Origin of the sequence: Streptomyces sp. KL2 (genome assembly GCF_046529545.1) — a bacterium.
Classification (GTDB): domain Bacteria; phylum Actinomycetota; class Actinomycetes; order Streptomycetales; family Streptomycetaceae; genus Streptomyces; species Streptomyces radiopugnans.
Genome location: NZ_CP127170.1, coordinates 4,343,021 through 4,366,791 on the forward strand (window position 1 = coordinate 4,343,021; position 23,771 = coordinate 4,366,791).

The 23,771-nt window shown below is 75.1% G+C and carries 23 protein-coding genes and 1 other RNA gene; 9 read left to right on the top strand and 15 right to left on the bottom strand.

Translation table 11 applies throughout. From position 1 onward, the window contains the following. Positions 1–64 precede the first annotated feature (64 nt). Positions 65–862: a peroxide stress protein YaaA gene (yaaA, locus tag QPK52_RS19520; RefSeq protein WP_410538758.1), complete on the bottom strand. Its 798-nt coding sequence runs from the start codon at positions 860–862 to the stop codon at positions 65–67. Between the two features lie 147 nt (positions 863–1,009). Here yaaA and QPK52_RS19525 point away from each other — a divergent pair, with 147 nt between their 5' ends. The 3 genes from QPK52_RS19525 to rnpB all read left to right on the top strand — a co-directional run bounded on the left by QPK52_RS19525 (position 1,010) and on the right by rnpB (position 3,517). After that, positions 1,010–2,374, top strand: a complete 1,365-nt coding sequence (locus QPK52_RS19525; RefSeq protein WP_410538759.1) for a DUF2254 domain-containing protein — start codon at positions 1,010–1,012, stop codon at positions 2,372–2,374. 196 nt (positions 2,375–2,570) lie between these two features. Continuing rightward, a complete protein-coding gene (locus QPK52_RS19530) occupies positions 2,571–2,927 on the top strand; it encodes a hypothetical protein (RefSeq protein WP_410538760.1) in 357 nt (118 codons plus the stop codon). 171 nt (positions 2,928–3,098) lie between these two features. After that, an RNA gene (gene rnpB, locus QPK52_RS19535) (RNase P RNA component class A) lies at positions 3,099–3,517 on the top strand. Positions 3,518–3,570: 53 nt separating this feature from the next. Here rnpB and QPK52_RS19540 read toward each other — a convergent pair. From QPK52_RS19540 to QPK52_RS19550, 3 genes are all read right to left on the bottom strand, one after another. Next, positions 3,571–3,747 carry a hypothetical protein gene (locus QPK52_RS19540; protein WP_410538761.1) on the bottom strand — a complete coding sequence of 59 codons (177 nt, stop codon included), beginning with the start codon at positions 3,745–3,747 and terminating at the stop codon, positions 3,571–3,573. A gap of 510 nt (positions 3,748–4,257) precedes the next feature. Continuing rightward, on the bottom strand, positions 4,258–5,088 hold the full coding sequence (locus QPK52_RS19545; protein ID WP_410538762.1) for an SDR family NAD(P)-dependent oxidoreductase: 831 nt from the start codon (positions 5,086–5,088) through the stop codon (positions 4,258–4,260). A 116-nt stretch (positions 5,089–5,204) separates the two neighbouring features. Continuing rightward, the gene (locus QPK52_RS19550) at positions 5,205–5,336 is read right to left on the bottom strand and encodes a hypothetical protein (RefSeq protein ID WP_410538763.1); all 132 of its coding nucleotides are present in this window, start codon (positions 5,334–5,336) and stop codon (positions 5,205–5,207) included. Positions 5,337–5,845: 509 nt separating this feature from the next. On the opposite strand from QPK52_RS19550, the gene QPK52_RS19555 reads away from it, so the two are divergent. From QPK52_RS19555 to QPK52_RS19565, 3 genes are all read left to right on the top strand, one after another. Beyond that, positions 5,846–6,436: a Uma2 family endonuclease gene (locus QPK52_RS19555; protein WP_410538764.1), complete on the top strand. Its 591-nt coding sequence runs from the start codon at positions 5,846–5,848 to the stop codon at positions 6,434–6,436. A 124-nt stretch (positions 6,437–6,560) separates the two neighbouring features. Beyond that, a complete protein-coding gene (locus QPK52_RS19560) occupies positions 6,561–7,019 on the top strand; it encodes a cupin domain-containing protein (protein WP_410538765.1) in 459 nt (152 codons plus the stop codon). Positions 7,020–7,121: 102 nt separating this feature from the next. Further along, positions 7,122–7,874, top strand: coding sequence for an HAD family hydrolase (locus QPK52_RS19565; RefSeq protein WP_410538766.1), 753 nt, complete (start codon positions 7,122–7,124; stop codon positions 7,872–7,874). Between the two features lie 23 nt (positions 7,875–7,897). On the opposite strand, the gene QPK52_RS19570 is transcribed toward QPK52_RS19565, so the two are convergent. Both QPK52_RS19570 and QPK52_RS19575 read right to left on the bottom strand, forming a co-directional pair. Then, entirely contained in the window at positions 7,898–9,121 is a 1,224-nt protein-coding gene (locus tag QPK52_RS19570; RefSeq protein WP_410538767.1) for a lactate 2-monooxygenase, read from the bottom strand. Between the two features lie 23 nt (positions 9,122–9,144). After that, positions 9,145–10,083 carry a PhzF family phenazine biosynthesis protein gene (locus QPK52_RS19575; RefSeq protein ID WP_410538768.1) on the bottom strand — a complete coding sequence of 313 codons (939 nt, stop codon included), beginning with the start codon at positions 10,081–10,083 and terminating at the stop codon, positions 9,145–9,147. A 163-nt stretch (positions 10,084–10,246) separates the two neighbouring features. Here QPK52_RS19575 and QPK52_RS19580 point away from each other — a divergent pair, with 163 nt between their 5' ends. Continuing rightward, the gene (locus QPK52_RS19580; protein WP_245769796.1) at positions 10,247–11,878 is read left to right on the top strand and encodes an alkaline phosphatase D family protein; all 1,632 of its coding nucleotides are present in this window, start codon (positions 10,247–10,249) and stop codon (positions 11,876–11,878) included. A gap of 105 nt (positions 11,879–11,983) precedes the next feature. Continuing rightward, positions 11,984–13,339, top strand: a complete 1,356-nt coding sequence (locus tag QPK52_RS19585) for a multidrug effflux MFS transporter (RefSeq protein WP_410538769.1) — start codon at positions 11,984–11,986, stop codon at positions 13,337–13,339. A gap of 115 nt (positions 13,340–13,454) precedes the next feature. On the opposite strand, the gene QPK52_RS19590 is transcribed toward QPK52_RS19585, so the two are convergent. The 4 genes from QPK52_RS19590 to QPK52_RS19605 form a co-directional block, all read right to left on the bottom strand. After that, positions 13,455–14,672, bottom strand: coding sequence for an NAD(P)/FAD-dependent oxidoreductase (locus QPK52_RS19590; protein WP_410538770.1), 1,218 nt, complete (start codon positions 14,670–14,672; stop codon positions 13,455–13,457). Next, positions 14,669–14,878, bottom strand: a complete 210-nt coding sequence (locus tag QPK52_RS19595) for a ferredoxin (protein ID WP_093654899.1) — start codon at positions 14,876–14,878, stop codon at positions 14,669–14,671. Before QPK52_RS19595 ends, QPK52_RS19590 begins: the two co-directional genes overlap by 4 nt. 95 nt (positions 14,879–14,973) lie before the next feature. After that, a complete protein-coding gene (locus QPK52_RS19600) occupies positions 14,974–15,927 on the bottom strand; it encodes a pyridoxamine 5'-phosphate oxidase family protein (protein ID WP_410538771.1) in 954 nt (317 codons plus the stop codon). A 97-nt stretch (positions 15,928–16,024) separates the two neighbouring features. Continuing rightward, positions 16,025–16,489: a VOC family protein gene (locus QPK52_RS19605; protein WP_093654901.1), complete on the bottom strand. Its 465-nt coding sequence runs from the start codon at positions 16,487–16,489 to the stop codon at positions 16,025–16,027. Between the two features lie 146 nt (positions 16,490–16,635). Here QPK52_RS19605 and QPK52_RS19610 point away from each other — a divergent pair, with 146 nt between their 5' ends. Beyond that, positions 16,636–17,232 carry a CGNR zinc finger domain-containing protein gene (locus tag QPK52_RS19610; protein ID WP_410538772.1) on the top strand — a complete coding sequence of 199 codons (597 nt, stop codon included), beginning with the start codon at positions 16,636–16,638 and terminating at the stop codon, positions 17,230–17,232. 157 nt (positions 17,233–17,389) lie between these two features. On the opposite strand, the gene QPK52_RS19615 is transcribed toward QPK52_RS19610, so the two are convergent. The 5 genes from QPK52_RS19615 to QPK52_RS19635 all read right to left on the bottom strand — a co-directional run bounded on the left by QPK52_RS19615 (position 17,390) and on the right by QPK52_RS19635 (position 23,731). Beyond that, a complete protein-coding gene (locus tag QPK52_RS19615) occupies positions 17,390–18,121 on the bottom strand; it encodes a maleylpyruvate isomerase family mycothiol-dependent enzyme (RefSeq protein ID WP_410538773.1) in 732 nt (243 codons plus the stop codon). A 95-nt stretch (positions 18,122–18,216) separates the two neighbouring features. After that, the gene (locus QPK52_RS19620) at positions 18,217–19,905 is read right to left on the bottom strand and encodes an AMP-binding protein (protein WP_410538774.1); all 1,689 of its coding nucleotides are present in this window, start codon (positions 19,903–19,905) and stop codon (positions 18,217–18,219) included. Then, entirely contained in the window at positions 19,902–21,896 is a 1,995-nt protein-coding gene (locus QPK52_RS19625) for an FAD/NAD(P)-binding protein (RefSeq protein WP_410538775.1), read from the bottom strand. The genes QPK52_RS19620 and QPK52_RS19625 overlap by 4 nt, the downstream gene beginning before the upstream one ends. Before the next feature lie 6 nt (positions 21,897–21,902). After that, positions 21,903–23,234, bottom strand: coding sequence for a methylaspartate mutase (locus QPK52_RS19630; protein WP_410538776.1), 1,332 nt, complete (start codon positions 23,232–23,234; stop codon positions 21,903–21,905). Then, entirely contained in the window at positions 23,231–23,731 is a 501-nt protein-coding gene (locus tag QPK52_RS19635; protein ID WP_410538777.1) for a cobalamin B12-binding domain-containing protein, read from the bottom strand. The genes QPK52_RS19630 and QPK52_RS19635 overlap by 4 nt, the downstream gene beginning before the upstream one ends. Positions 23,732–23,771 lie beyond the last annotated feature (40 nt).

Consider the following 23,771-nt stretch of genomic DNA (forward strand, 5'->3'; position numbering starts at 1 on the left):
ACCGCAACGCTCATTGCGCATCGTGCAACGAAACGGAGTCCGGTCGGAGTTCGGCCGGAGTCCGTCAGAGTTCGGTGACCACCACGTCCAGCCGCCACGGTGCCCCGCCCTTCGCCGGAGGCTCCGCTTCCACCGTGTATCCCAGGCCGCGCAGCGCCTCCGCCAACTCCGCCGGGTCGCCCGGCTCGACGCCCTCCCGCAGCAGTGCGCGGACCATCCGCCCCTTGGTGGCCTTGTTGAAGTGGCTGACCACCGACCGCTTCTCCACACCGCCGACGATCCTGGACTGGAGCACCCGCACCGTCGCCGTCCGCCCGGCGAGATCGCCCTTCGGCTTCCACATCGCCCCGTACGCCGCCGACCGCAGGTCCAGCACCAGCCCGTCGCCCGCAGCCTCGGGCAGCACCGCCCCCAGCGGCTCCCGCCAGTACCGGCCCAGCGATCCCAGCGCCGGCAGCCTCACCCCGCCCGAGCAGCGGTAGGGCGGAATCGGGTCGCCGATCCGCACCGCACCCCACAGCCCCGAGAACACCAGCAGCCACCGCCCGGCCCGCTCCCGCGCCGCCGGGCCCAGCGTGCCCAGGTCCAGCGCGTCGTAGAGCACACCGGTGTAGACCTCGCCCGCGGGGCGCGTCGGGGCCCCGTGCAGCGCCGCGTTCCTCGCCACCTCGCCGCGCAGGCCCTCGCTCAGTCCGAGCACCTCGCGCGCCTTGTCCTCGTCGGCCGCGCACAGCTCCACCAGCTCCGCCAGCACCGCCTCCCGCGCGGCCGTCAGCCCCGGCAGCGACAGCGCTCCCAGATCGAGCGCGGGGCCGGACGCCCCGGCGGCCTTCCCCTCGGACGGCGGCAACAGTACGAGCACGGCGGTTCTCCTCACTTGCGGGTCGCGCGGTCCGGCGGAGCGCACGCTTCCGCCCGGCGCACCAGCAGGGTATGCCGTCCCGCCGGACCGGCCGCTTCGGCCACCGCGCGAGGCTTCGGCCGCCGCCGCCGCGGTACCCGGCCGGGCGTGAAGCTCCTCCAGCGCAACCGGAACCCCCGGGCGGAGTCCTCCCGCTCGCCGCTGTGGACGTGGCCCACCGTGGGCGGTGCCACCGCCCTCGTCGCCGCGATCCTCCTGGAACGCATCCGGCCCCGTCCCGGGACCGGACCGGCCGGCCTGTGGCCGGGCGACCACTCCTCGGCCTCCACGATGCTCCAGGTGGTGGCCACCTCGTCGGTCACGGTGGCGACCCTGTCCTTCAGCGTCACCGTGGTGACGCTGCAACTGGCCTCCCAGCAGTTCTCCCCGCGGCTGCTGCGGCGCTACGCCCACGACCGGGTGCTCAAGGCCGTCCTGACGGTGCTGCTCGCGACCCTGGTGTTCGCGCTGACGACCCTGGCCTTCATGAACTCCGACGAGGCGCTGCCCGTCGTCGCGCTGCTCCTGGCGTCCGCGCTCGGCGTCGCGTCCCTGGCGGCCGTGCTGGGCTTCCTCAGCCACATCGTCCGCGAACTGCGGGTGGACTCCATGATGCTCGACGTCCACGACGAGACCGGCGAGGCGATCCGGACGTTCTACCCCGTCCGCGGCGACCCGCGTCCGCGCTCCCCGGACGAGCTGGACCTGGACGAGGCGCGCGGCGTGACGGTGTACGGGCGGAGCAGCGGGTTCGTACGGCTGGTCGACGTCGAGGCGCTGGTGGCGTGCGCGCGCCGCGGCGACACCGTCGTCCGGCTGAGCGTCCGCCCCGGCGACCTGCTCGTCGCCGGGAACCCGATCGCCACCGTGTGGGCGCGCGACCCCTCCGCGGCAGCGCCCGACCCGTACGCCGACGGCACGGCCGACGTGATCGACGGCGTCCTGCGACTCGGCTACGAGCGGACCCTCGAACAGGACGTGGCCTTCGGCTTCCGCCAGCTCGAGGACATCGCGGTCAAGGCGATGTCCCCGGGGATCAACGACCCCGTGACCGCGTCCACCGCCGTGGGCCACATGGCCGACCTGCTGGTGAGGATCGCCGGTCGCCGCCTGGGGCCGACCCTGCACGAGGACGAGGACGGCATCGGGCGGGCGGTCGTGCCGGACCGGGACCTGCGGTACTACCTCGACCTGGCCTGCGGGCAGCTGCGCCGCTTCTCCGCGGGGGAGCCCACCGTGCTGGCGGCCGTACTGCGCATGCTGCGGGACCTGGCGGCGGCCCTGCCCGGCGAGGACGGGGAAGCGGCGGAGGTGCGGCAGGCCGCGGACCTGGTACGGGACACCATGGACTCCTCCGTCGGCCCGGCGGACGCCGAGCGGGTCCACGACCTGCACCGGCGCGTCCTGGCGGCCCTGGACGGCCGTACGGTCGAGGCGTACGCCGACCGCAGCGGCGAGACACGGTCGATCTAGTGGCCGCGGGGCCACCGGGGGCCGCGGGGCGCCGCGCGGAGAGCGAACGAGGAGGCATGACGGGTGCGCGGGCGGGCACCCGCCCGCGGAAGAAGCCGCCCGACATGGCCGGAATGTGAACTCCGTCCTCCGGGTGGCAGGGACCGACTCGTACGGCCGTCCGGGCCGCCGGGACGGCCGGGGAAGCAGGGACACCATGGCCGAACAGGACAAGCGGCACGACCAGGACCTGGCGGAGGTCGCCCGGGAGCGCAACCGCCACCTGTCGGGGGAGACCGCCAAGGGCCGCGTCGACCCGGCCGCCGCCGGCGGACGGGCCCGGGAGGAGGGCACCTCCCGGGGCAAGGGCTCTCCGCGGAAGGGGAAGGGGAACGTCCGGGGCACCGAGGGCATGCCGCGCTCCGGCGCGGACCTCGGCGACCGCGGCACCGGCGGCGAGGCCGCCCGCGAGGCGATCGGAGCCGACCCCGCCAAGTCCGGCGGCGAGGTGGAGGACCGCAGCACCGGGAAGTCCACCCGCGAGGAGACGCTCGGCGACGAGGGCAAGTCCTGAGGGCCGACCCGGCAACGACCCGCCCGCAGCGCGGCCACCGCCGCGTGCGGGCCGCCGGCGTACAGGCGCAGCACCCGCGCCCGCTCCCGGCCGCGTCGCGCAGCCCGTACCCCCGGTGGCCGCGCGTCCGCGCCGCTCCCTGCGGCGGGATAGCATGGGCGGTACGGCAGACGAGTCGTGCGGGCGGTCGCGGCGCGAACCCCTACGGGGGTGAACGTCGAGGAACGTCCGGGCTCCACAGGGCAGGGTGGTGGGTAACGCCCACCCGGGGTGACCCGCGGGAAAGTGCCACAGAAAACAGACCGCCGGGGGCCTCACCGCCCCCGGTAAGGGTGAAACGGTGGTGTAAGAGACCACCAGCGCCCAGGGTGACCTGGGCGGCTCGGTAAACCCCACCCGGAGCAAGGTCAAGAGGGGCCGCCGCCCGAACGGGACGGCGGCCCTGCGCGGACGACCGAGGGCGGCCCGCCCGAGTCCGCGGGTAGACCGCACGAGGCCGGTGGCGACACCGGTCCCAGATGGATGGCCGCCTCCCGGCGGGCCGCGAGGCCCACCGGAGACAGAACCCGGCGTACAGCGCGGCTCGTCTGCCACCGGCTTTCCCGGGCGCTCCTTCGAGGTGCGCTCCGGCCGCCGCGCGCGACTACCCGACGCGGTCGAGGAACTTCGGCGCGCGCTCCGCGGGCAGCCCGGCCGCCTCCCGGTCGTAGGACGGCAGGCCGCCGTCCGCGAACAGGTGCCGGTCGCCGGGGTAGAGGAAAACCTCCGCGTCACCGGCCCTGCGGGCCAGGCCGCGGGCCGCCTCCAGATCCGCCCTCACCGGCGAAGAACCCGTCGGCCTCCGTGCCGTGCACCTGCACCGGCAGCCCCTTCGGCCACTCGCCGCCGAACTCGGAGACCGGGACGCAGGCGTGGAACAGCAGCGCGCCCCTCGCCCCGGCGCGCGTCCGGGCCGGCATCCGCGCGGGCAGGACGCCGAGGGGGGACCCCGCGTAGACCACCTCGCCGGGCAGGTGCTCGGCGGCGGCCCGGCCGCGCTCGACGATCGTGCCGAACCCCGTCTCCCGCGCGTACGCCGCGCCCTCCGCCAGACGGTCGAAGACCGCCCCTCGTACAGGTCCGGCAGGTGGACGGTGCGCCCGGCCCGCTCCGGCTCCCGCGCGAACTCCCGCACCCCGGACGTCAGTCCGTGCGTGTGGTGGAACAGCACCACCTCGGTCGCACGGCTCCCTCGCCGCGGCGGCACCCGGGCGGTGCCGCCGCATCGGGTGTCGCAAGGGGCGCCGACATCCCCCGGCGGTCCCGGGAGGGGAGTGGAGGACGAGGTACCTCAGCCCGGCCGAGGAGCCTCGGGTCGGCACGGGGCGTCCTTACCGGCACTGGTCGGCAGCACCGCCTCCGGGGACTCGGGCAGGGTCTGTCCGCCGTCGACGGTGATGACCTGCCCGGTGATGAACGACGCCCGTTCGCCGGCGAGGAACTCCACCACATCGGCGATCTCCTGCGGCCGGGCGAGGCGGCCCAGGGGAACGGTCGCGGCCATCTGGGCGAGGTAGGCCTCCCCCAGCTCCCCAAGCCCCTCGGTCATCACGTTGCCGGGAGCCACCGCGTTCACGGTGATGCCGTACGGGGCGAGTTCCAGCGCGGCCGTACGCATGAAGCCCAGCTGTGCGGCTTTGCTCGCGCCGTAGTGGCTCCAGCCCGGGAAGCCCGTGAGCGGGCCCGTGATCGAGGACGTCAGCACGACCCGGCCGCGCCCCGACTGCCGCAGCAGCGGCACGCACGCCGCGACGGCGAGTATCTGGCTCTCCACGTTGGTGGCGAAGACCTCGCGCACGTCGGCGTGCGTCATGTCCGCCAGCGGCCTGTTGGGGAAGACACCGGCGTTGAGGCACAGCACGTCCAGGCCGCCGAGCGATGTCCGGGCGGACTCGGCCAGCCGATGCGCGAAGTCGCGCTCGGTGACATCCAGAGCCAGCCCCTCCACGGCCTGTCCGGCACGGCGCCCGGCTCTCCGGAAGGTCTCCAGCGCGTGCCCCGGGACGCTGCGCCCGGTCAGCAGGACGTCCGCCCCGGCTGTCACGAACGTGGAGGTGATCGCGGCGCCGATGCCGCGTGTGCCACCGACGACGGCGACCTTCGCGGGTAAGGGATTGTCCATATGGCCTGCCTCGTCTCCTGCGTGGGCGAAGAATGTTCCGCCGTGAGCGGCGTCATGCCCGGCCTCGACACACTGGGCAGCACATGGGCCGCGCAGGTCTGCGCTGCACGTGGCGATCAGTCGGGCAGCGGCAGTTCGGCGAGCATCACGGCGAAGAGCGGGGAGTCCGCGAAGGGCTGCTGCTCGCCGACCTTCCGGTAGCCCCAGGACTCGTACAGAGCTTGCACCTTGGGGTGCTCGACGTCCACGGAGAGGACGACCAGGTCCTCGTCGCGCTTCGCCGGCAGCCCGTGGTGCAGGAGCCGGGATCACCGCCCCAGTGGTCCACGGACCAGGGGAAGCGCTGGACGAACGGGTCGTCCATCCGGTCGGCGTAGGCGTCGGCGTGCACGTCCAGAAGGGTCTGCCGGATACGCGGAAGGTCCTCATGGGGGTGGTGACGCAGGGCCAGGCCGGTGGCGGTCGTCGGCCTCGGTGCGGCGCGGCGGCCTGCGCGGCGGGCGCCGTCCCGGCCGTTCCGGTCGCACAGGCCGCCCCCGACGAGCCGCCCGCCGCCTTGGACGACGCCCGGCCCGGGGCCGGGCGACCGCGTCCGGTGGGGGAGGAGCGGAAGACGCGGTCGCACCGGCCCGCCCGCCACCCCGGTCACCCTTTCGGGCGGTTGCCGGACTTCCCGGCTCCTCCCGCGCGGGAGCGCCGTTGCCGTGCGCACGGGGCGGGCGCCGCCGCTACGGTGGAGATCGGAAGGAGAACCGTGATGACCATGGCCATCGATCGGTCCGCACAGACGAACGGCTCCGCGCAGATGAGCGTCGAGGAGTTCGAGCAGCTCGAAGCCGCCGCCCCGCAGACGGTGAAGCTGGAATTCGTACGTGGAGAGCTGAGGGTCAAGCCGGTGCCGGACGGGGATCACGGAGAGATTGTCATGTGGCTGCTGGAGCGCTGTATGGCACAGCGGCCCGAGCTGCGCCTCTACCCCGAGCAAGGGCTCGTCGTGGAGAGGTACGGCAGTGGCCGGGCCCGGCCGGACGGGGTGCTGGCCCCGAAGCGGTACTTCGCCGGGCGCGGCGAGTGGTCGGACCCCGCCGGTGTGCTGATGGTCGTGGAGGTCACCTCCACCCGGCCCGGCAGGGACCGCACCGAGAAGCCCGACGGGTACGCGGCGGCGGGCATCCCGGTGTACCTGCTGGTGGACCGCGAACGCCATGAGCTGGTCGTGCACTCCAACCCGGAGAAGGGCCGCTACAGGGATGTGCACACCACGGCAGGCCTCGGCGAGGAGCTGCGGCTGCCCGACCCGGTGGGGATCGTGCTGGAGACCGGGGAGCTCAAGGAGCTGATGGCCTGACGGCCCGGGTACGTGTCCGGGCCGCCGCCGTCCGCACCGCCGCCGTACGCGCGTCGGACCTGCGTCCCCGTCCCGGCGCCGGTCACCGCCGATAATGCCGGTACGCGACGGAAGGACTACTCCCATGAGCTCCGAGGCGTTCAGGGACCACGGGCCGCGCCCGCACGCGCTGGACATCGAGCAGGCGACCCTGACCAATGACCGCTTCCGCACCACCTTGTGGACCGGCACCAACCTCCAGCTGACGGTGATGAGCGTCGAGCCGGGCGGCGAGATCGGCCTGGAGATGCACATCGACCGCGACCAGTTCCTGCGGGTGGAGGCCGGGCGGGGCCGGGTGCTGATGGGGCCGGAGAGGGACCGGATGTCCTTCGACCGCGAGGTCGTCGACGACTGGGTGGTCCTCATCCCGGCGGGGACCTGGCACAACGTGGTCAACACCGGCCAGGAGCCGCTGAAGCTGTACTCCCTCTACGCCCCGCCCGAGCACCCGCACGGCGCCGTGCACCGCACGAAGGCCGACTCGGACGCCGCCGAGGAGGCGGAGCGGGCCGAGGGGCCCGGGGAGTACGCCGGAGAATGACCGATCGGCGCCCTTGGCGGGGGTGGGGGCGCGTGCCATGCTCGCGGCGCGGTGAGGCCGGACGGCCGCCGGGGAGCACGGGCGGGAGGACGGGGGAGCGGCATGGCGGTGGTGCGCGGGGTGCTGTTCGACGTCGACGACACGCTGTTCGACTACTCGGGTTCGGACGAGGCCGGGCTGCTGGCCCATCTGGAGGCGGAGGGGCTGCACGACCGCATGCCCGGGCCCGCCGCCCTCGCGCTCTGGCGGGAGATCACCCGGGCCGAGTACGCCCGCTACACCGCCGGCGAGACCACCTTCGCCGCCCATCGGTGCGCCCGGGTGCGCCGGTTCCTGGCCCGCCTCGGGCAGCCGGGCGCGGAGGACATGCCGGATCGGGAGGCCGGCGCCTGGTTCGCCGGGTACACGGCCCACCGGGACGCCGCGCGCAGGGCGCTGGAGGGCGCCTCGGCCGTACTGACCGAGTTCGCGCCCCGCTACCGCCTCGGCGTGGTCTCCAACTCCTCCCTGCCGCACCAGCGCGGGAAGCTGGCGGCCATCGGCCTGCTGGACTACTTCGGGGACGCGCTGGTCTGCTCCGAGGAGCACGGCGAGGCCAAGCCCGCGCCGGGCATCTTCCTGGCGGGCTGCGCCCTGCTGGGCCTGGAGCCGCACGAGGTGGCCTACGTCGGCAACGACCACGCGGTCGACGCGGTGGGGGCGCGCGACGCGGGCCTGCACGCGTACTGGCTGGACCGCGGGGACACCGGCTGGGGCGGCACAGGGGAGGGCGCGCCCGCCGAGGGCGTGCGCGTCATCCGTTCCCTGACCGAGCTGCCCGCCGCCCTGGCCGCCCCCGCCGCGCCCGCCGGCTGAGGCACGGCGGGCGCGCACCGCGTTCAGGCGTGCCGCAGTGCCTCCGGTGACAGCTCCGACGGCGTGCGGTGGCCGGACAGGCCCAGCGTCAGGTCCAGGTCGGCCAGCAGGGAGCGCAGCACGTGCCGTACGCCCTCCTCGCCGCCGTGCGCCAGGCCGTAGGCGAACGGGCGGCCGACCAGCACCGCCCGCGCGCCCAGCGCCAGCGCCTTGACGACGTCCGCGCCGGTGCGCACCCCCGAGTCGAACAGCACCTCGATCCGGTCGCCGACCGCCTCGGCGATCTCCGGCAGCATGTCCAGGGAGGCCACCGCTCCGTCCACCTGCCGGCCGCCGTGGTTGGAGACCACGATGCCGTCCATGCCGGCGTCGGCCGCCCGCCGGGCGTCGTCCGGGTGCTGGACGCCCTTGAGGACGATGGGGCCGTCCCAGTGCTCGCGCAGGAACGGCAGCCGCTCCCAGGACTTGTCGGTGCCGGTGAACATCGGCACCCACCGCAGCACCGCCGGGATCAGGTCCTCCTCCGGCGACTTGTCCAGCCCCGCGCGGAAGGCCGGGTCGGAGAAGGGGATCGCCGTGCCCACGCCCCGGATGAACGGCAGGTAGGACAGGTCCAGGTCGTGCGGGCGCCAGGCCAGGGTCCAGGTGTCGAGGGTGACCACGAGCGTGGTGAAACCGGCCGCCCCGGCCCGCCGCAGGATGCTGACGCAGACGTCGTCCTCGTTCGGCCAGTAGAGCTGGTACCAGCGCGGCCCGTCGCCGCTCGCCCGCGCGACCTCCTCGATGGTGTGGGACGAGGCGGTGGACAGGATCATGGGCACGCCCAGGGCGGAGGCGGCCCGCGCGGTGGCCAGTTCGCCGTCGGGGTGGACGATCGACTGCACGCCGACGGGCGCCAGCAGCACGGGCGCGGGCATCTCGGTGCCCAGCACGGTGGTGCGCAGATCGCGCACGGTCGCGTCGCGCAGCATGCGCGGGACGATCCGCCGGCGGTCGAACGCCTCCCGGTTGGCGCGGTCCGTCGCGCCGGACCCGGCCGCCCCGGCCACGTACCAGAACGGCCCGTCCTCCAGCCGCTCGCGGGCCGAGGCCTCCAGGGCGGTGAGGTCGGTGGTGAACGGCGGGAGCTGCCCGCCCAGGCCGTTCAGGTAGATCTCGCTCTGGTACGCGCCGAAGTTCGCGCCCTGCCCGCCCTGGGCTTCCTGCGCTGCGCCCGGTATCCCGGCCGGTCCGCCCGACTCGCCCATGTCCTGTCCGCCCTTCCCTCGGTTCAGCCGATGCGGGCCGCCGCTCCCGACACCCGCACGCGCGGGTCGTCCTCGCGCAGCTCGACCTCCAGCAGTCCGGGCCGGCCCATGTCGTGCCCCTGGTGGAGGGTGAGCACCGCCGGTGCGGTGATCAGGCCCAGGGCGCGAAGATACCCGCCGAAAGCCGCCGCGGCCGCCCCCGTGGCGGGATCCTCCACCACGCCCCCGACCGGGAACGGGTCGCGGACGTGGAAGACCGTCCCCGGCCCCGTCTCTGTCCCCGTCCCCGCCTCGCCGCCCGGCTCCCGCTCGCGCCAGACCAGTTGGAGGGTGGTCAGGTCCAGCCGCAGCATCAGCGCCCGCAGCCGCTCGAAGTCGTAGTCCAGCGCGGCCAGCCGCTCGCGGGTCGCGGCGGCGAGCACCAGGTGCCGGGCTCCGGCGTAGGCGATGCGGGCGGGCAGCTCCCGGTCCAGCTCGCCGGCGTGCCAGCCGAGCGCGGCCAGCGCCTCGGCCAGGTCGTCCTCGCCGATCTCCGCCACATACGGTTCGACGCTGGTCAGCGTGGCGCGCAGGACGCCGCCGTCCTCGGCGACAGTGACGGGCACGGTCCCGGCCGGGGTGGCGAAGACCAGGTCGCCCGGCCCGATCCGCTCGGCGAGGGCGACGGCGGCGGCCACCGTGGCGTGCCCGCAGAAGGGCACCTCGGCGGCCGGGCTGAAGTAGCGCACGGTGAAGCCGCGCCCCGGAGCCGCGTCCGGCCCTCCGTCCCGGCCGGGCGGCGGGGGAGTGAGGAAGGCCGTCTCCGAGTAGCCGACCTCGGCGGCGACCGCGAGCATCCGCGCATCGTCCAGGCCGCTCGCGTCGAGGACGACTCCGGCCGGGTTGCCGCCGTCCGGGTCGGATGAGAAGGCGGTGTAGCGCAGTACGTCCGGGGCTCCCGGCCCCGTCTCCCTGGTGGTCATGCCCGGCCCAACCCCGCGCCGCCCGGCCCGTATTCCGCACCGCCCGCGTGGAGCGGAACGCGTCCCGCCGCACGGTTCGCGTCACCCGCCCGCCATAAAAGCGTCGTGTACGCGCCAACGTGTTGCCGCCGCGCCGCCGCCCCGGAACGCTCCAATCATGTGCATGACGCACTCACCGAGCGCCGACACAGAGCTCAGAGCCGCCGCACGCCATCTGGGCCGCCGCCGGTTCCTGACCGTCACCGGAGCGGCCGCCGCCCTGGCCCTGAGCACCAACCTCCCCTCCACCGCCCACGCCGCCCCCGCCCTGGACCCCGGCCGGATCACCGACGACCCCTTCACCCTGGGCGTCGCCTCCGGAGACCCGCGCCACGACTCCGTGGTGCTGTGGACCCGTCTGGCCCCCCGGCCGTACGAGCCGGACGGCGGGCTGCCCGCCGAGCGCGTCACCGTCGGCTGGGAGATCGCCCGCGACGAGCGCTTCCGCCATGTGGTCGCGCGCGGCGCCGCCACCGCCCACCCCGAGTTCCACCACACCGTGCACGTGGAGGCCGAGGGCCTCGCCCCCGGCCGCGACTACCACTACCGCTTCCGCGCCGGCCGCTGGATCAGCCCCGCCGGCCGCACCCGCACCGCCCCCGCGCCCGGCGCGGTGCCCGCCTCGCTGAACTTCGCCCTCGCCTCCTGCCAGGCCTACCACCAGGGCTACTACACCGCCTTCGGGCACATGGCCCGCGAGGAGGACGTCGACGCCGTCCTCCACCTGGGCGACTACCTCTACGAGTACGCCGTCGACTCCGCCGGCGGCGACCGGAAGTACACCGACCGCACGCTGCCGGAGGCGTTCGCCCGGGAGACGGTGACGCTGGAGGACTACCGGCTGCGGTACGCCCTCTACAAGACCGACCCCGACCTCATGGCCGCCCACGCCGCCCACCCGTGGATCGTCACCTGGGACGACCACGAGACGGAGAACAACTACGCGGGCGGCATACCGGAGAACAACGTGCCGCCGGAGGAGTTCCTCATCCGCCGCGCCGCCGCCTACCGCGCGTACTACGAGAACATGCCGCTGCGCCGCCCCCAGCGCCCCCAGGGCCCCGACCTGAGGCTCTACCGGCGGCTGCACTACGGCCGCCTGGCGCAGCTCGACGTGCTCGACACCCGCCAGTACCGCGACAACCAGGCGAACGGCGACGGCTGGAAGGTGCCCACGCCCGAGTCGCAGGACCCCTCGCGCACCATGCTCGGCGCCACCCAGGAGCGCTGGCTGGCCGACGGCTGGCGCCGCTCGAAGGCGCTGTGGAACGTGGTGCCGCAGCAGGTCGTCCTCTCCCGCCGCCGCAACCGGATCGAGGGCCCCTGGCCGGTCTCCATGGACGCCTGGGACGGCTACCCCGGCGCCCGCGAGCGCTTCCTGGCGGGTGCGGAGGCGGCCGGCGTGGACAACCTCGTCGTCCTCACCGGCGACGTCCACGTCCACTACGGGCTGGACATCAAGCGCGACTTCGACGACCCGGACTCGCGCACCGCCGGTGTGGAGATCGTCACCTCCTCCATCACCAGCGGCCGGGACGGCGCGGAGCGGCCCGCCAACTGGCAGACGCTGATGACCGCCAACCCGCACATGCGCTACTACAACGGGCGGCGCGGCTACGTGATGCTCGGCCTGGACCGCGAGCGGCTGCGCGCCGACTACCGCACGGTGTCGGCCGTGACCGTCCCCGGGGCGCCGGTCACCACCGCGGCGTCCTTCGTCTCGCCCGCCGGGGAGCCGGGGCTGCTGCCGGCCTGATCCGGGCGCCTGGGACGGTTTTGTCCGGATGTTGAACAAAGGGGGTGCGCCGGGGCCGGGAAACCTGGGATGATTGGACGGTTTCCGTCGAATCTGGAGAGGTGAATGACCGACCCCGGCCCGTCCCCGGCCGCCGCCGAATCCGAGATACCCCAGCAGCTCCCCGCGCCCCCGGCCCCCGGCCGTCCGGACCCCGGGCGGGGCCCGGCCCGCGCCCCGCGGCCGGACCGGCCCACCGGCCCCGCCCGCGCCGGGCTGCTGATCACCCTCATCCTCGGCGGCCTCACCGCCCTGCCCGCGCTGTCGATGGACATGTACCTCCCGGCGCTGCCCGACGTCGGCGCCGTCTACGGCAGCCCGGCCGCCCAGGTCCAGCTCACCCTCACCGCCTGCCTGCTGGGCCTGGCCGTCGGCCAGCTCGTCATCGGCCCGATGAGCGACCGCTTCGGCCGCCGCCGCCCGCTGCTGGTGGGCATGGCCGGCTACGTCCTGGCCAGCGCCGCCTGCGCGCTGGCGCCGGGCATCCACTCCCTGACCGCCTTCCGCATGCTGCAGGGTCTGGCGGGAGCCGCGGGCATCGTGATCGCCCGGGCGGTCGTGCGCGACCTGTTCGACGGGCTGGCCATGGCCCGCTTCTTCTCCACCCTGATGCTGATCTCCGGCGCCGCCCCGGTCCTGGCGCCCGTCTTCGGCGGGCAGGTGCTGCGGTTCACCGACTGGCGCGGCGTCTTCCTCGTGCTCGCGGCCTTCGGCCTCGTCCTCACCCTCGTCACCGCCTGGCGGCTGCCGGAGACCCTGCCGCCGGCGCGCAGGCACGGCGGCGGCGTGGCCGACGCCCTGCGGACCATGCGCGGCCTCTTCGCCGACCGGGCGTTCACCGGCTACCTGCTGGTGGGCAGCTTCGGTTTCGCGGCACTGTTCGCGTACGTGGCCGCCTCGCCGTTCGTCATCCAGGAGATCTACGGCGCCTCGCCCCAGACGTTCAGCCTGCTGTTCATGGTCAACTCCATCGGCCTGGTGGCCTTCGGCCAGGTCAACGGCAAGATCCTGGTCGGGCGCGTCTCCCTGGACCGCGTCATCGCCGTCGGTCTGGTCGTGATCCTGCTCTCGTCGGCCGCACTGCTGGTGATGACCTCCGGCCTCCTGGGGAAGGCCGGACTCGTCCCCGTCTCCGCCGGCCTGTTCGTCCTGATGTCGGCCATGGCGCTGGTGCTGCCCAACGCCAACTCCCAAGGGCTGATGCGCACTCCGCACGCCGCGGGCTCCGCCTCCGCCCTGCTGGGCACCTCCCAGTTCCTCGTCGGCGCCATCGCCTCCCCGCTGGTGGGCATCGCGGGCGAGGACACCGCGGTGCCGATGGCGGTGGTGCAACTGGTGTGCGCGCTCGTCGCGATCGTCTGCTTCGCCGCGCTGTGCCTCCCGAAGCGCGGGCGGGGGCGCGTACGGGCCCGGCGGGGTTAGGCAGCGGCGGGGAGCGGCGGGGAACGCCGCCCCCGCGGCCGTGTGCGGCCGTGCGCACGGGGCCCCGCGACCGGCCGTCTGCGGGACCCCGTGCCGTTCGGAGCGCTCGGGCCGCTCAGAGTGCCGCCGCGGCGCGGCGGTGCCGGAGGGCGTCGGCCAGCCGGGGGCGGTAGGCGGCGAGCCGCCGGGTGCGGTTGGCGGTGAGGACGCCGACCAGTTCGCCGTCGCGGTGGTAGGTGACCTCCAGGCGCCGGCCGGGCACGTCGTACTCGACGGTCCGCGCCTCGTCGGCCAGGTGCGGGAGGCCCAGCGAGCGGAAGCGGACCCCGTACTGGTCGGACCAGAACGAGGGCACCGCGACGGGGGGTTCGGGCAGCTCGCCGCCCCCGGCCGGATGCAGCAGGACGCGGGCCGCGACGGCGGCGTGCTCCACCGCGGCGCTCCAGTGCCCCAGGTGGAGCGTGCCGTCGGTCAGGGGGTGCGGGCGGCGGGAGGCGTCGCCGACGGCGAGGACGTCAGGCACCACCGTGCCGTCCTCGGCGAGGGCGCGGCCGTGCTCGTCGCAGACGACGGCGCCGTCCAGGAGCAGCCCGCTGCCGCGCAGCCAGGCCGTGTTGGGCACGGCGCCGAGGGCCAGCAGGACGGCGGTGGCCGGGACGTGGGTGCCGTCCTCCAGGTGGGCGCCGGTGACGCGGTCGGCGCCGGTGAAGGACCGGAGCGTGGTGCCGGTGCGCAGTTCGACGCCGGCCTCGCGGTGCAGCCGGGCGACGAAGCCCCCGGCGACCGTCCCGATGCCGCGGGCCATGGGGAGTTCCTCGGCCTCGACGAGGGTCACGGGCACCCCCAGTTCCGCCGCGGTGGCGGCGGCCTCGGAACCGAGGAACCCGGCGCCGACGACGAGCAGCCGGGCGCCCTCGGCGGCGAGTTCCCGGCGCAGTGCGCGGGCGTCGTCGAGGGTGCGCAGCGTGTGGACGCCGCCGGGCACCGGCGCGGGCCAGGGCCGGGCCGCCGCGCCGGTGGCGACGACGAGGGCGTCCCAGTCCAGGCGGCTGCCGTCGGCGAGGGCGAGCGTGCGGTCGGCGAGGCGCAGGGCGGTGGCGGCGACACCGGTGCGCAGTTCGACGCCGAGGCCGTCGGTGGGCGGCAGGGCGATGTCGCCGATCTCCCGTTGCCCGGCGAGGAGCTGCTTGGACAGCGGAGGCCGGTCGTAGGGGGGATGGGGCTCGTCGCCGACGAGGGTCAGCCGGCCGTCGAAGCCCTGGTCCCGCAGGGCGCGGGCGGTGCCGGTGCCCGCCAGGGACGCGCCCACCACGACGATGTGGCGCGGGCTCATGCGGCGGTCCCGTCGGTGTGGAGGGTGACGGCCCGGACCGGGCAGGCGGCGGCGGCCTCCCGGACGGCCGCGCGGACCGCCTCGTCGGCGGGGACGTCCTCGACGACGAGGAGGTTGTCGTCCTCGTCGAAGGAGAAGTGCTCGGGGGCCGCGAAGACGCACTGGCCGTGGCTCTCGCAGCGGTTCATGTCGACGTGGATGCGCACGGATCACTCCTGGTGGTGCCGGTGTCGGTGGTGGTCGCGCCGGCGGACCGGGCAGAGGGGGAGGGCCGGGGTACGGCCCGGGGGTGAACGGGACGTCAGACGGCGCTCGGCACCCTGCCCGCGGTCACGGGAGGGTTGAAGCGCGAGAGCGCGGGCGGGCTCCAGCCGGCGGGCAGGGTGCCGGGGAGTTCGGCGACGCCGGTGACGGTGAACTCGACCGCGCGGCCGGTGCCGGCGGGCCCGGCGCCCCCGTCGTCCCCGGTGTCCCAGACGATCTCCGCGGCGCCGGTGAGGTGGAGGGTGGTGCCGGTCGCGTAGTCCGGGACCACCAGGCCGGCCCTGGGGTTGAGCAGGAGGTTCCCCAGCGTCAGGAACATCGCGTTGCCGGTGTAGTCCGGCCAGCGGACCCGGGTGGGCGACAGGACCTGGAGGAAGCCGGGGTTGCCGCCGCGGTGGGAGGCGTCGGCGCGGCCGTGCTCGTCGGCGGTGGCGATGAAGAAGGTGTCGGCGCCGGAGAGGAACCGGCGCTGGCCCTCGTCGAGGCGGTCGCTCCTGCGGGCCGGGGGCCGGGCCTCCGCAGGCCGTCCGGCGTCCGCCTCCGGCGGGGTGCGCTTCTGGATGTACTTGGGGCAGTTGGCGACCACCTGGTCGAGGTCGACGAGGAGACCGCCGTCCTGCGGGCGGGAGGTGCCGTTCATCCGCATGCGCCGCCGGGTGGCGGCTTCGATGGCGAGCATCCCCAGGTGGACCGGGCGCTCCAGGACGGTGGCCAGGGGGTCGTCCGGGGCCGGGCGGGCCGCGATGGACAGGCTGTGCTCGTCCCGGGCGCGCAGGAACCCCGCGGGCCCGGTGAGCACGGTGGCCCAGACGTCCCCGCGGTCGTCGGCGGCCCCGGCGACCAGCAGGCGCTGCCCCGTGAGGAAGGCGGCCGCGACGGGCGGCACGGTGCCGCGGATCGCGCGCCCGGAGACCTCGGCCTCCTCCTTGAGGCCGGCACGCAGCTGGGCCTCGCGCTCGCCGCGGTGGTAGGGGCCGGTCACTGTGGTCACTCCTCGGGACGTGCGGTGGGTCGGGGGAGGGGGCCGGGCGGCTGCCGCCGGTCGGGGAGAGAGGCGGCGGGAAGCCGCCCGGCCGTGTGGTGGCGGCTCAGAAGAAGCCGCAGGTGGGGGCGGAGGCGACGGGGGCCGCGGCGGAGTCGGCGCCGGTCGGGGCGTAGATCTCCAGCCGGATGCCGTCGGGGTCGGTGAAGAAGATCCCTCCGGAGGCGGCGCCCTCGCCGTGGGGGACGACGCCGTCGTACTTGAACTCGGCGCCCAGGCTGCGCAGCACCTCCTCGGCCGAACGCACCTCCTCGACCGTCTCCACCTGGAAGGACAGGTGGTGCAGGCCGGACAGGCCCGGGGCGTACTCGCCCTCGCTCTGCTGCCACAGGGTCACCATCAGGCGGCCCTCGCGGCCGAGGAAGGCGAAGGCGCGGCCGGGCTCGCGTCCCTCTCCCTGGACCTCGAAACCGAAGACCTTCCGGTAGAAGTCCAGCGAACGGTCCAGGTCGGTGACGTTCAGACCGATGTGCCCGGTCTGCAGGGCGGCGGGAGCGGCGGTTGCGGACATGACGGAATACCTCCAGCGCGGCGTCCGGGGCCATCCCGGACTAACCGTTGATCTGAACTTTAGTGGTTAGGTTCGGGGGCTGCAACTCCCTACGGAGCGATAGCCGGTTAGGCTGGGGTGACGAACAGCCGACGGAAGGAGCTCGCATGGGTGCCGGCGCGGGATACACGGGCCCTCCGTCCCGGGCGGCCGGTGCCGACCCCAGGCCCCTCCAGGGCGAACCGCTCAGCCTGGACCTGCTCAACACCCGGTGGATCGACGGCGGAACCCGGCACGACCTGCTGGACGGCCTGGACGGGTTCGGCGTGTGGCTGGCCGGCCACGACCTGCTGGAGAGGACCGGCGGCGCCACCCCGGCCGCCCTGGCGGCCACCCTCGGCGCCCGCGAGGCGCTGCAGGCCGTCGTCGCCGACCCCGGCGACGACCGGGCCAGGGACGGACTCAACGCCGTCCTGGCGCGGGGGCGCGTCCTGCGCACCCTCGGCCCCGAAGGACCGGTCGAGCGGGCCGAGACCGACGACCCCGCCTGGCTGGCGGCCTGGCTGGCCGCCGACGACTACCTGCGCCTGGTGCGCACCGCCCCCGACCGCATCCGGGCCTGCGCCAACGACGAGTGCGTCCTGCACTTCTACGACGTCTCCAGGAACGGCACCCGCCGCTGGTGCTCCATGTCCGGCTGCGGCAACCGCGCCAAGGCCTCACGGCACTACGCGCGCACCCGCCACCGCGAGGGCCGCGAGTAGACCCGCGGCCGAACGCCCGGACACGGGCACGGGCACGGGCACTGGCACTGGCACGGGCACGGGCAAGGACACGGGCACCGGGTGAGGGTCCGGGCGCGAAGGAGCGGCCCGCACCGGGAAGCCGTCCGGTGCGGGCCGCCGTGCCCCTCGGGGCCGGTCACATCCAGGCGGGGAGCGCGGGAAGCCCGCCGGAGGAGCACCGCAGTCCGTCGCCGTGACCGCGGCCCGCCAGCCAGGCCGCCAGGGCGTGCGCGGGACCCGTCACCCGTACCGGGGCGCCGGGGCCCGCCCCCGCGGCGAACCGCTCCCCGGTGTCCGCCGCGCGCAGCTCCAGGGGCGGGCAGTCCCCGCGGCCGGACCGGGCGGATGCCAGGGAGGCCAGCAGGAACCGCGCGTCCTCCCCGGGCCAGTCGGCCGGGGAGTACCCGGCCGCCAGGTCCACGTGGTGGATCAGCACCTCGCGCAGCCGGTGCCCCGGCAGCATGCGGGCCGGCAGCCGGTCGCCGTTGCGCAGGACGACCTCGGCCGCCCACGCGCCGTCGTCCAGCCGCCGGGCGTGCCCGACGAACCCGTCCCCGGAGCGGGCCAGGTCCGCCAGGTGCTCGGCGGCCGGGCGGTGCGCGTCCCGCTCGATGTCGGCCTCGCGCGCGCCCCCGTCCGCGTACATCGGGCGGGGGACACCGGTCTGCGCCCAGGTGAGGAGGTTGCGCAGCCCGTCGGCGTTGCGGGCCACGTGGGCGCAGACGTGGCCGCGGGTCCAGCCGGGCAGTGCCGAGGCCGCGGCCAGGCCCGCGTCGCCGAGCGAGGCCACCGTGGCCCGCAGCTCCTCCTGGGCGGCGGCGACGCGTTCGATGAGGGCGGCGGTGCCGGCCGGCGTGGAAGTGTCCATGGTCTCTCCGTCGTACGGTGACGTCGTGGTCGTACCGGGACCGCGCCCGGCCGGCGCCCGGGCACGGCGCCGGCCGGAGCGGTCGTCGGCCCGGATCACCCGGCGGCCGCCACCGCGGGAGGCCGCTCCCGCCGGAAGTCGGCGGTCCCGCTGCGCTCGCGCAGCTCGGCCCGGCGGACCTTGCCCGACGCGGTGCGCGGCAGCCGGTCCGCGAAGGTGATCAGGTGCACCTGCTTCTGCGGGGGCAGCTCCCTGTCGAGGTGCTCGAACAGGGCCTCCGCCGTGGCCCGGTCGCCGGAACGGAGGGTCGCCGGGACCACGAACGCCTTGGCCACCCACTGCCCGATCGGGTCGGGGTGCGGCACGACGGCCGCGTCGGCGACCGACGGGTGGGCCAGCAGCACGCGCTCCAGTTCCAGCGGGGAGATGCGGTGGTCGAATGACTTGAACATGTCGTCGGCCCGCCCCACGTAGCGGAAGCTCCCGTCAGCCCCGCCCACCACCAGGTCACCGGTGTGGTACAGGCCGCCGGCGAAGGCGGCCGCCGTACGCCGGTCGTCGCCCGCGTACCCGGCCATCACGCCGACGGGCCGGTCCGCCAGGTCGACGCAGAGCTCGCCGGTCTCCCCCGGCGGCAGCGGGTCGCCCGTCTCGGGGTGGACGACGACGGCCCGGTAGCCGGGCATCGGCCAGCCCATGCGGCCGGGCACCGGCGTACGGCCGGGCGGGGTGCCGAGCTGCCCGGTGGTCTCGGTCTGGCCGTAGCCGTCCCGGATGCCGATCCCCCAGGCGTCCCGCACCGTGCGGAAGACCTCCGGGTCCAGCGGCTCCCCGGCGCTGGTGGCCTCGCGCAGTACGGGCGGGCGCCGCCCGACGCCGTGCCGCACGAGCGCGCGCCACACGCTGGGCGGCGCGCAGAACGAGGTCACCCCCCGGCCGCGCAGCACCTCGAGGACGCGCTCGGGGCCGCTGTGCCCGGCCGCCAGGGCGACGATCTGCGCCTCGGCGTTCCAGGGGACGAAGAAGGAGCTCCAGGCGTGCTTGGCCCAGCCCGGCGCCGAGATGTTGAGGTGGACGTCGCCGGGCCGCAGGCCGTTCCAGTACATGCCCGAGAGATGGCCCACGGGATAGCTCAGGTGGGTGTGGAGGACCATCTTCGGCAGCGATGTCGTACCCGAGGTGAAGTAGCAGAACAGCGGGTCGCCGGCGGCGGTGGCGGCGTCCGGCCGGAAGTCCTCCGGCGCGGAGCGGGAGTGCCGGTAGCCGGTCCACCCCGCGGGCTCGCCGCCCACCGCGATCCTGCTCCACCGCCCGGGCAGCCCGTCGAACCGGGAGGCCAGCGAGGCCTCCGCCACGACGTGCCGGACCCCGGCGCGGGTGAGGCGGTCGGCGAGTTCGGCCGCGGAGGCGGTGACGTAGGTGGGGACCACCACCGCGCCGAGCTTGATCGAGGCCAGCACCGTCTCCCACAGGGCGGGCCGGTTGTCCAGGGCCACCAGCACCGGGTCGCCGCGGCGCACGCCCTGGCCGCGCAGCCAGTTGGCCACCTGGCCGGAACGGCGGGAGAGCTGGGCGAAGGACAGCTCGGCCTCCTCCTCGCCGATCACCCGCAGGGCGGGGCGGTGGTTGTCCCGCGCCATCGGATCGAACCAGTCGAGCGCCCAGTTGAAGGTCTCCGGCCGGGGCCAGGTGAACTCCCGGCGGGCGGCCTCCAGATCGTCCCGGTGCCGCAGGAGGGTGTCGCGGGCCTGCTTGAAGAGCAGCCCCGAAGCGCCGAACGTCATGCCCGCCCCCCTTCGGCCGGTGTCCCCGAGGCGGCGCCGACGAGCGCCCGCCCGGCGGGCCGGGACTCCTCCGGACCGCCGGCGAGCAGGTCCGCGGCGATGGCGTCGGCGTCCCGGTAGAACAGGGTGCGCATCCCCGGGCGGCTGCTGCCCACCTGGGTGAACCAGCGGGTGTGCTCGGTGGGGATGCCCAGCGCGTACAGGTCGGCGCGGACCCGGCCCCCGGCGTCCAGGACGTGGAACGGGGCGCGGGTGACGGCGAGTCCGCCGGACTCGAACCGCTCGCCGTGGACGGAGTCGTCGACCACGTACTCCGAGACCAGGCCGTCCTCCAGCAGCCCCCGGACGAGGGGGGAGGTGTCGCGGCGCAGGTGCGGGGTGGGGATGCGGGCGTCGATCAGCACCCGCGCCGTCCGGGCGGAACCGGCCACCCGCGGGGAGGCGACGCGGAATCCGCCGGCCTCCTCGTCCGCGGTGTAGGAGGTGGCCGGGCCGGCGACCTCGACGACCCCGGCCTCGATGAGGGCCACCAGCTGCCGGACCCGGTACCGGGGAGGCCCGGCCGACAGCAGGGCGTTGACCGGCAGGAAGCGGCGCAGGAACGCCTCCTGGTGCGAGGAGGGGCGCAGTCCGCCGTAGTCGACCGCCTCCCGGACCACGTTGCGGATGTCGCGCAGGACGTCCAGGGCGGCCTTGAGCGGACCCTCGCCGTTGCCCAGGTCCGCCTCGGACAGGTCCCACCGCATGACGTCCAGGAGTTCGGCGCGGAAGGCCTGCGGGTCGGGGAAGTGCCGGTCGCCGAAGGGGCGGGCCAGTTTCTGCAGGTCCAGGGCGGGGAGGCCGTCGAGTCCGGCCTCGCGCAGCAGCTCCGCCGGGTTCCCGCCGGTGAGCAGCACGGAGGCGTGGCGCCCGGCGAACCTCTCGCCCGCCTCCTTCCCGTCGCGGGCGGTGACGTGGGCGGTCCAGTAGACGTGGTCGAGTTCCCGCAGGAGCAGGGGCAGCACGTCCTCGTCGAAGTCCAGACGGGGGCTGCCGGTCTCCGCCAGGCGCCGTTTGCGGGCCTGCTCCACGGCGTGGGGGGTGAGGAAGAGCGCGCGGTGGCTGTGGTGGGGCTCCTTCTGGTTCTTCCCGCGCGCCGGGATCGGCAGCCCGCTGCGGGAGCCGGCGACGATGTGCGGCTCGCGGCCGCTGGGCTCGTAGCGCATGGAGCCGTCGGGCAGGGTGGTGAAGGTGCCGCCGCGGCCGAGGGTGAGGGCGACCATCACGTCGTAGAAGGACAGTCCCATGCCCAGGACGCCGACGGTCGTGCCGGGCGGGATGGTGGCGGAGTCCAGGGCGAGGTCGGCGGCCGAGTCGCCGCAAAGGTAGTGGACGCCGGGGCGGCCGGCGGCGAAGTCGAGCATCTCCCGCTCGAAGTCGTCGGGTTCGTTGCGGGGGTGGCCGGTGGCCAGGACGAGCCGGTCGACCCCGAGCGGCGCGGGGTCGTTCTCGCGCACCAGTTCGTAGCCCCCGCCGGGACGCGGGCGCGCCCTCAGGATCCGGTCGTGCACCGGGACCAGTTCGGCCTCCTCGGGCAGGTGCTCGGCGATGGTGCGGTAGACCGAGCGCAGGTACTGCCCGTAGCGCAGCCGGGAGGCGTAGTCGTTCGGCCCGAGGGGCTCCTCGCCGTGGGTGCGGGCGCGCTCGGCTATCCACTGGCCCAGGCTGGGGCCCGCGCCGGGCCGGGCGGGGCCGCCGTCGGGCTCCCCGGAGTACATGGTCACCTGGCCGACCACGGTGTTCATGGTGAACCAGCCCTGCTGGTCGGTGCGCCACACGCGCCCGGCGCCGACCTCGACCGCGTCGATGGCGTAGACGCGCAGTCTCCGGCGCGGTGCGGGCTCCTCCCGCAGCCGGACGGCGAGTCGCTCCAGCACGGACAGTCCGCGCGGGCCGGTGCCGATCACCGCGACGGTGAGCGGCTGCGGATCGTCATGGGGAAGTCCGGTCACTGTTCCTCACTTCACTTCCTGTCGGGTCCGGCCCGCGGCCGGCAGGGAATCGTGCGGCGCCGCAGGGTCCAGTGCCGCGCGGTCGAAGGTGTTCTGTACGTGCGAGAGCATCCCGAGCAGTTCCTCGGCCCCGACCGACGCCGCCGTGCCGCCGGGTACGTCCCGGACGGGCATGCGGCCGGCCGAGGACCACCGCAGCCGGCCCCGCCGGTCGATGTGGCTGCGGGCGAGCTGGGCGTTGTCGGCGTGCAGGCAGTAGGGGACGTCGAGATACCCCCGGGCGAACGCCGCCGGGAGCGCGCGGTCGATGTCGGAGTGGAGTTCCAGGACGGCCTCGACCATGTCCCGGGCCTCGCCGAGGAGTTGCTCCGCCTCGCCCTCCTCGGGCCGGTCGGCCGGGGTGGTGGCCGCGGTGCGGGCCGCCTCGGCCGCCGTCTCCAGGGCGTGGACGTTGTCCTCGACGGTGGGGATGCGGTGCGCCTCGGCGGAGGTCTTGACGATGAGCCGCTCCGTGCCGGTGACCGCGGCCAGACGCGCGCTCTCGCGCAGCAGTGCCAGGGCGCCGGGGACGGTGCGGGGGAAGACCCCCATGTAGGTGTAGAGCACCACGTGCCAGTCGGTGTCCCCCAGGTACTCCCCGGCCAGCCGGCGCAGTGCGGCCAGCGCCGCCACGTCCTGGGGGAAGCTGGTCTGCTGGGCGTAGCTGAGCGAGATGCTGCGCAGGCCGTGCCGGCGGAAGAAGATCCCCTCCAGGACGGACAGGGCCACCAGCAGGCTCGGCGGGCACAGCTGCCCGAGCATGCAGCCGCCGAAGCTCTCCAGATGCGCGCCGGGCACCCGCTCGGCCAGGACCTCGCAGCTTCGGGCCCATGCCTCGACGGCCTCGGTCAGCGGAGTGCGGCTGTAGGGCAGGCAGTAGGAGACCGGCCCGCCCTCCGTGGCGTCGAGGCCGGCGTCGATCAGGGCCCGGACGATGCCCAGGGGCAGCGGGGAGCCGTGGCGCACCTGGATCGCGAAGTCCCCGGCGCCGGCCGCCGCGATCATCTCGCGGGTGGTCCGGCCCCCGTGGGCGACGATGGGGAAGCCGTTGAGCTCCTCGTCCCTCTCCAGGGCACGCGCTGCGGAGGCGTGGTCGCCGACCCTGGTGTAGCTGTCCAGGGTGATGGTGCCGACCGTGCGGGCGCGGGCGCCGCGGACGGCCCTGAGACCGGCGCCCATCTGCTCCACGGTGGGGAACCCCATGCGGGGCTGGACGACCAGTTCACCGGCCGAGCGCGCCGCGGCCACGGCGGCGGCGAACGAGCCGGTGGGCCCCGTGCGCCCGACGACTGCGCTCACAGGGCCGGGACCGCGGAGGCGGCCCCGCGCAGGGCGCGGGTGCCGGGCGCGGCGAGGTAGCGGCGGAACTCGCCGATGCCCACGGAGTCCTCGAAGACCGCGTCGAACCCCGCCTCGGTCAGCGCCTGGGCGTGGCTGCCGCCCTCGGCCCCGCGAGTGCCGAGCTTGCCCCCGATGACCACGGGCAGGTCGGCCAGATCGGGTTCGGCGCGCAGCCGGGCGATGAGGCGGCGGCCGTCGAGGTGCCCGTGCCCGTTGACGCTGCTGATGACCACCATGTCGGGGCGGTGGCGCCGGCACTCGGCGATCAGGAGGTCGTCCGGGACGCAGGCACCGATGTTGGTGACGGAGTGGCCGTACTCCTCGATCAGGAGTTGGAGGAAGACCAGGTTCCAGGTGTGGGAGTCGGAGGAGACGCTGGAGACCAGCACCCGGCGGGGGCCGGCGGTGCCGGTGAGCGGCTCCGGGGTTATCACCGTGGGGGCGGCAGCGGACATGATGTGCGTATCTCCTGTGGCGAGACGTTGAGTGACGGAG

Excerpts from the sequence above, each read along its gene's own strand:
- QPK52_RS19590 (WP_410538770.1), bottom strand. The coding sequence starts at position 14,672 with ATGAGCCCGCGCCACATCGTCGTGGTGGGCGCGTCCCTGGCGGGCACC.
- QPK52_RS19605 (WP_093654901.1), bottom strand. The coding sequence starts at position 16,489 with ATGTCCGCAACCGCCGCTCCCGCCGCCCTGCAGACCGGGCACATCGGT.
- QPK52_RS19610 (WP_410538772.1), top strand. The coding sequence starts at position 16,636 with ATGGGTGCCGGCGCGGGATACACGGGCCCTCCGTCCCGGGCGGCCGGT.
- QPK52_RS19615 (WP_410538773.1), bottom strand. The coding sequence starts at position 18,121 with ATGGACACTTCCACGCCGGCCGGCACCGCCGCCCTCATCGAACGCGTC.
- QPK52_RS19545 (WP_410538762.1), bottom strand. The coding sequence starts at position 5,088 with ATGGACAATCCCTTACCCGCGAAGGTCGCCGTCGTCGGTGGCACACGC.
- QPK52_RS19585 (WP_410538769.1), top strand. The coding sequence starts at position 11,984 with ATGACCGACCCCGGCCCGTCCCCGGCCGCCGCCGAATCCGAGATACCC.
- QPK52_RS19560 (WP_410538765.1), top strand. The coding sequence starts at position 6,561 with ATGAGCTCCGAGGCGTTCAGGGACCACGGGCCGCGCCCGCACGCGCTG.
- QPK52_RS19555 (WP_410538764.1), top strand. The coding sequence starts at position 5,846 with ATGACCATGGCCATCGATCGGTCCGCACAGACGAACGGCTCCGCGCAG.
- QPK52_RS19580 (WP_245769796.1), top strand. The coding sequence starts at position 10,247 with ATGACGCACTCACCGAGCGCCGACACAGAGCTCAGAGCCGCCGCACGC.
- QPK52_RS19620 (WP_410538774.1), bottom strand. The coding sequence starts at position 19,905 with ATGACGTTCGGCGCTTCGGGGCTGCTCTTCAAGCAGGCCCGCGACACC.
- QPK52_RS19575 (WP_410538768.1), bottom strand. The coding sequence starts at position 10,083 with ATGACCACCAGGGAGACGGGGCCGGGAGCCCCGGACGTACTGCGCTAC.
- QPK52_RS19530 (WP_410538760.1), top strand. The coding sequence starts at position 2,571 with ATGGCCGAACAGGACAAGCGGCACGACCAGGACCTGGCGGAGGTCGCC.
- QPK52_RS19565 (WP_410538766.1), top strand. The coding sequence starts at position 7,122 with ATGGCGGTGGTGCGCGGGGTGCTGTTCGACGTCGACGACACGCTGTTC.
- QPK52_RS19635 (WP_410538777.1), bottom strand. The coding sequence starts at position 23,731 with ATGTCCGCTGCCGCCCCCACGGTGATAACCCCGGAGCCGCTCACCGGC.
- QPK52_RS19570 (WP_410538767.1), bottom strand. The coding sequence starts at position 9,121 with ATGGGCGAGTCGGGCGGACCGGCCGGGATACCGGGCGCAGCGCAGGAA.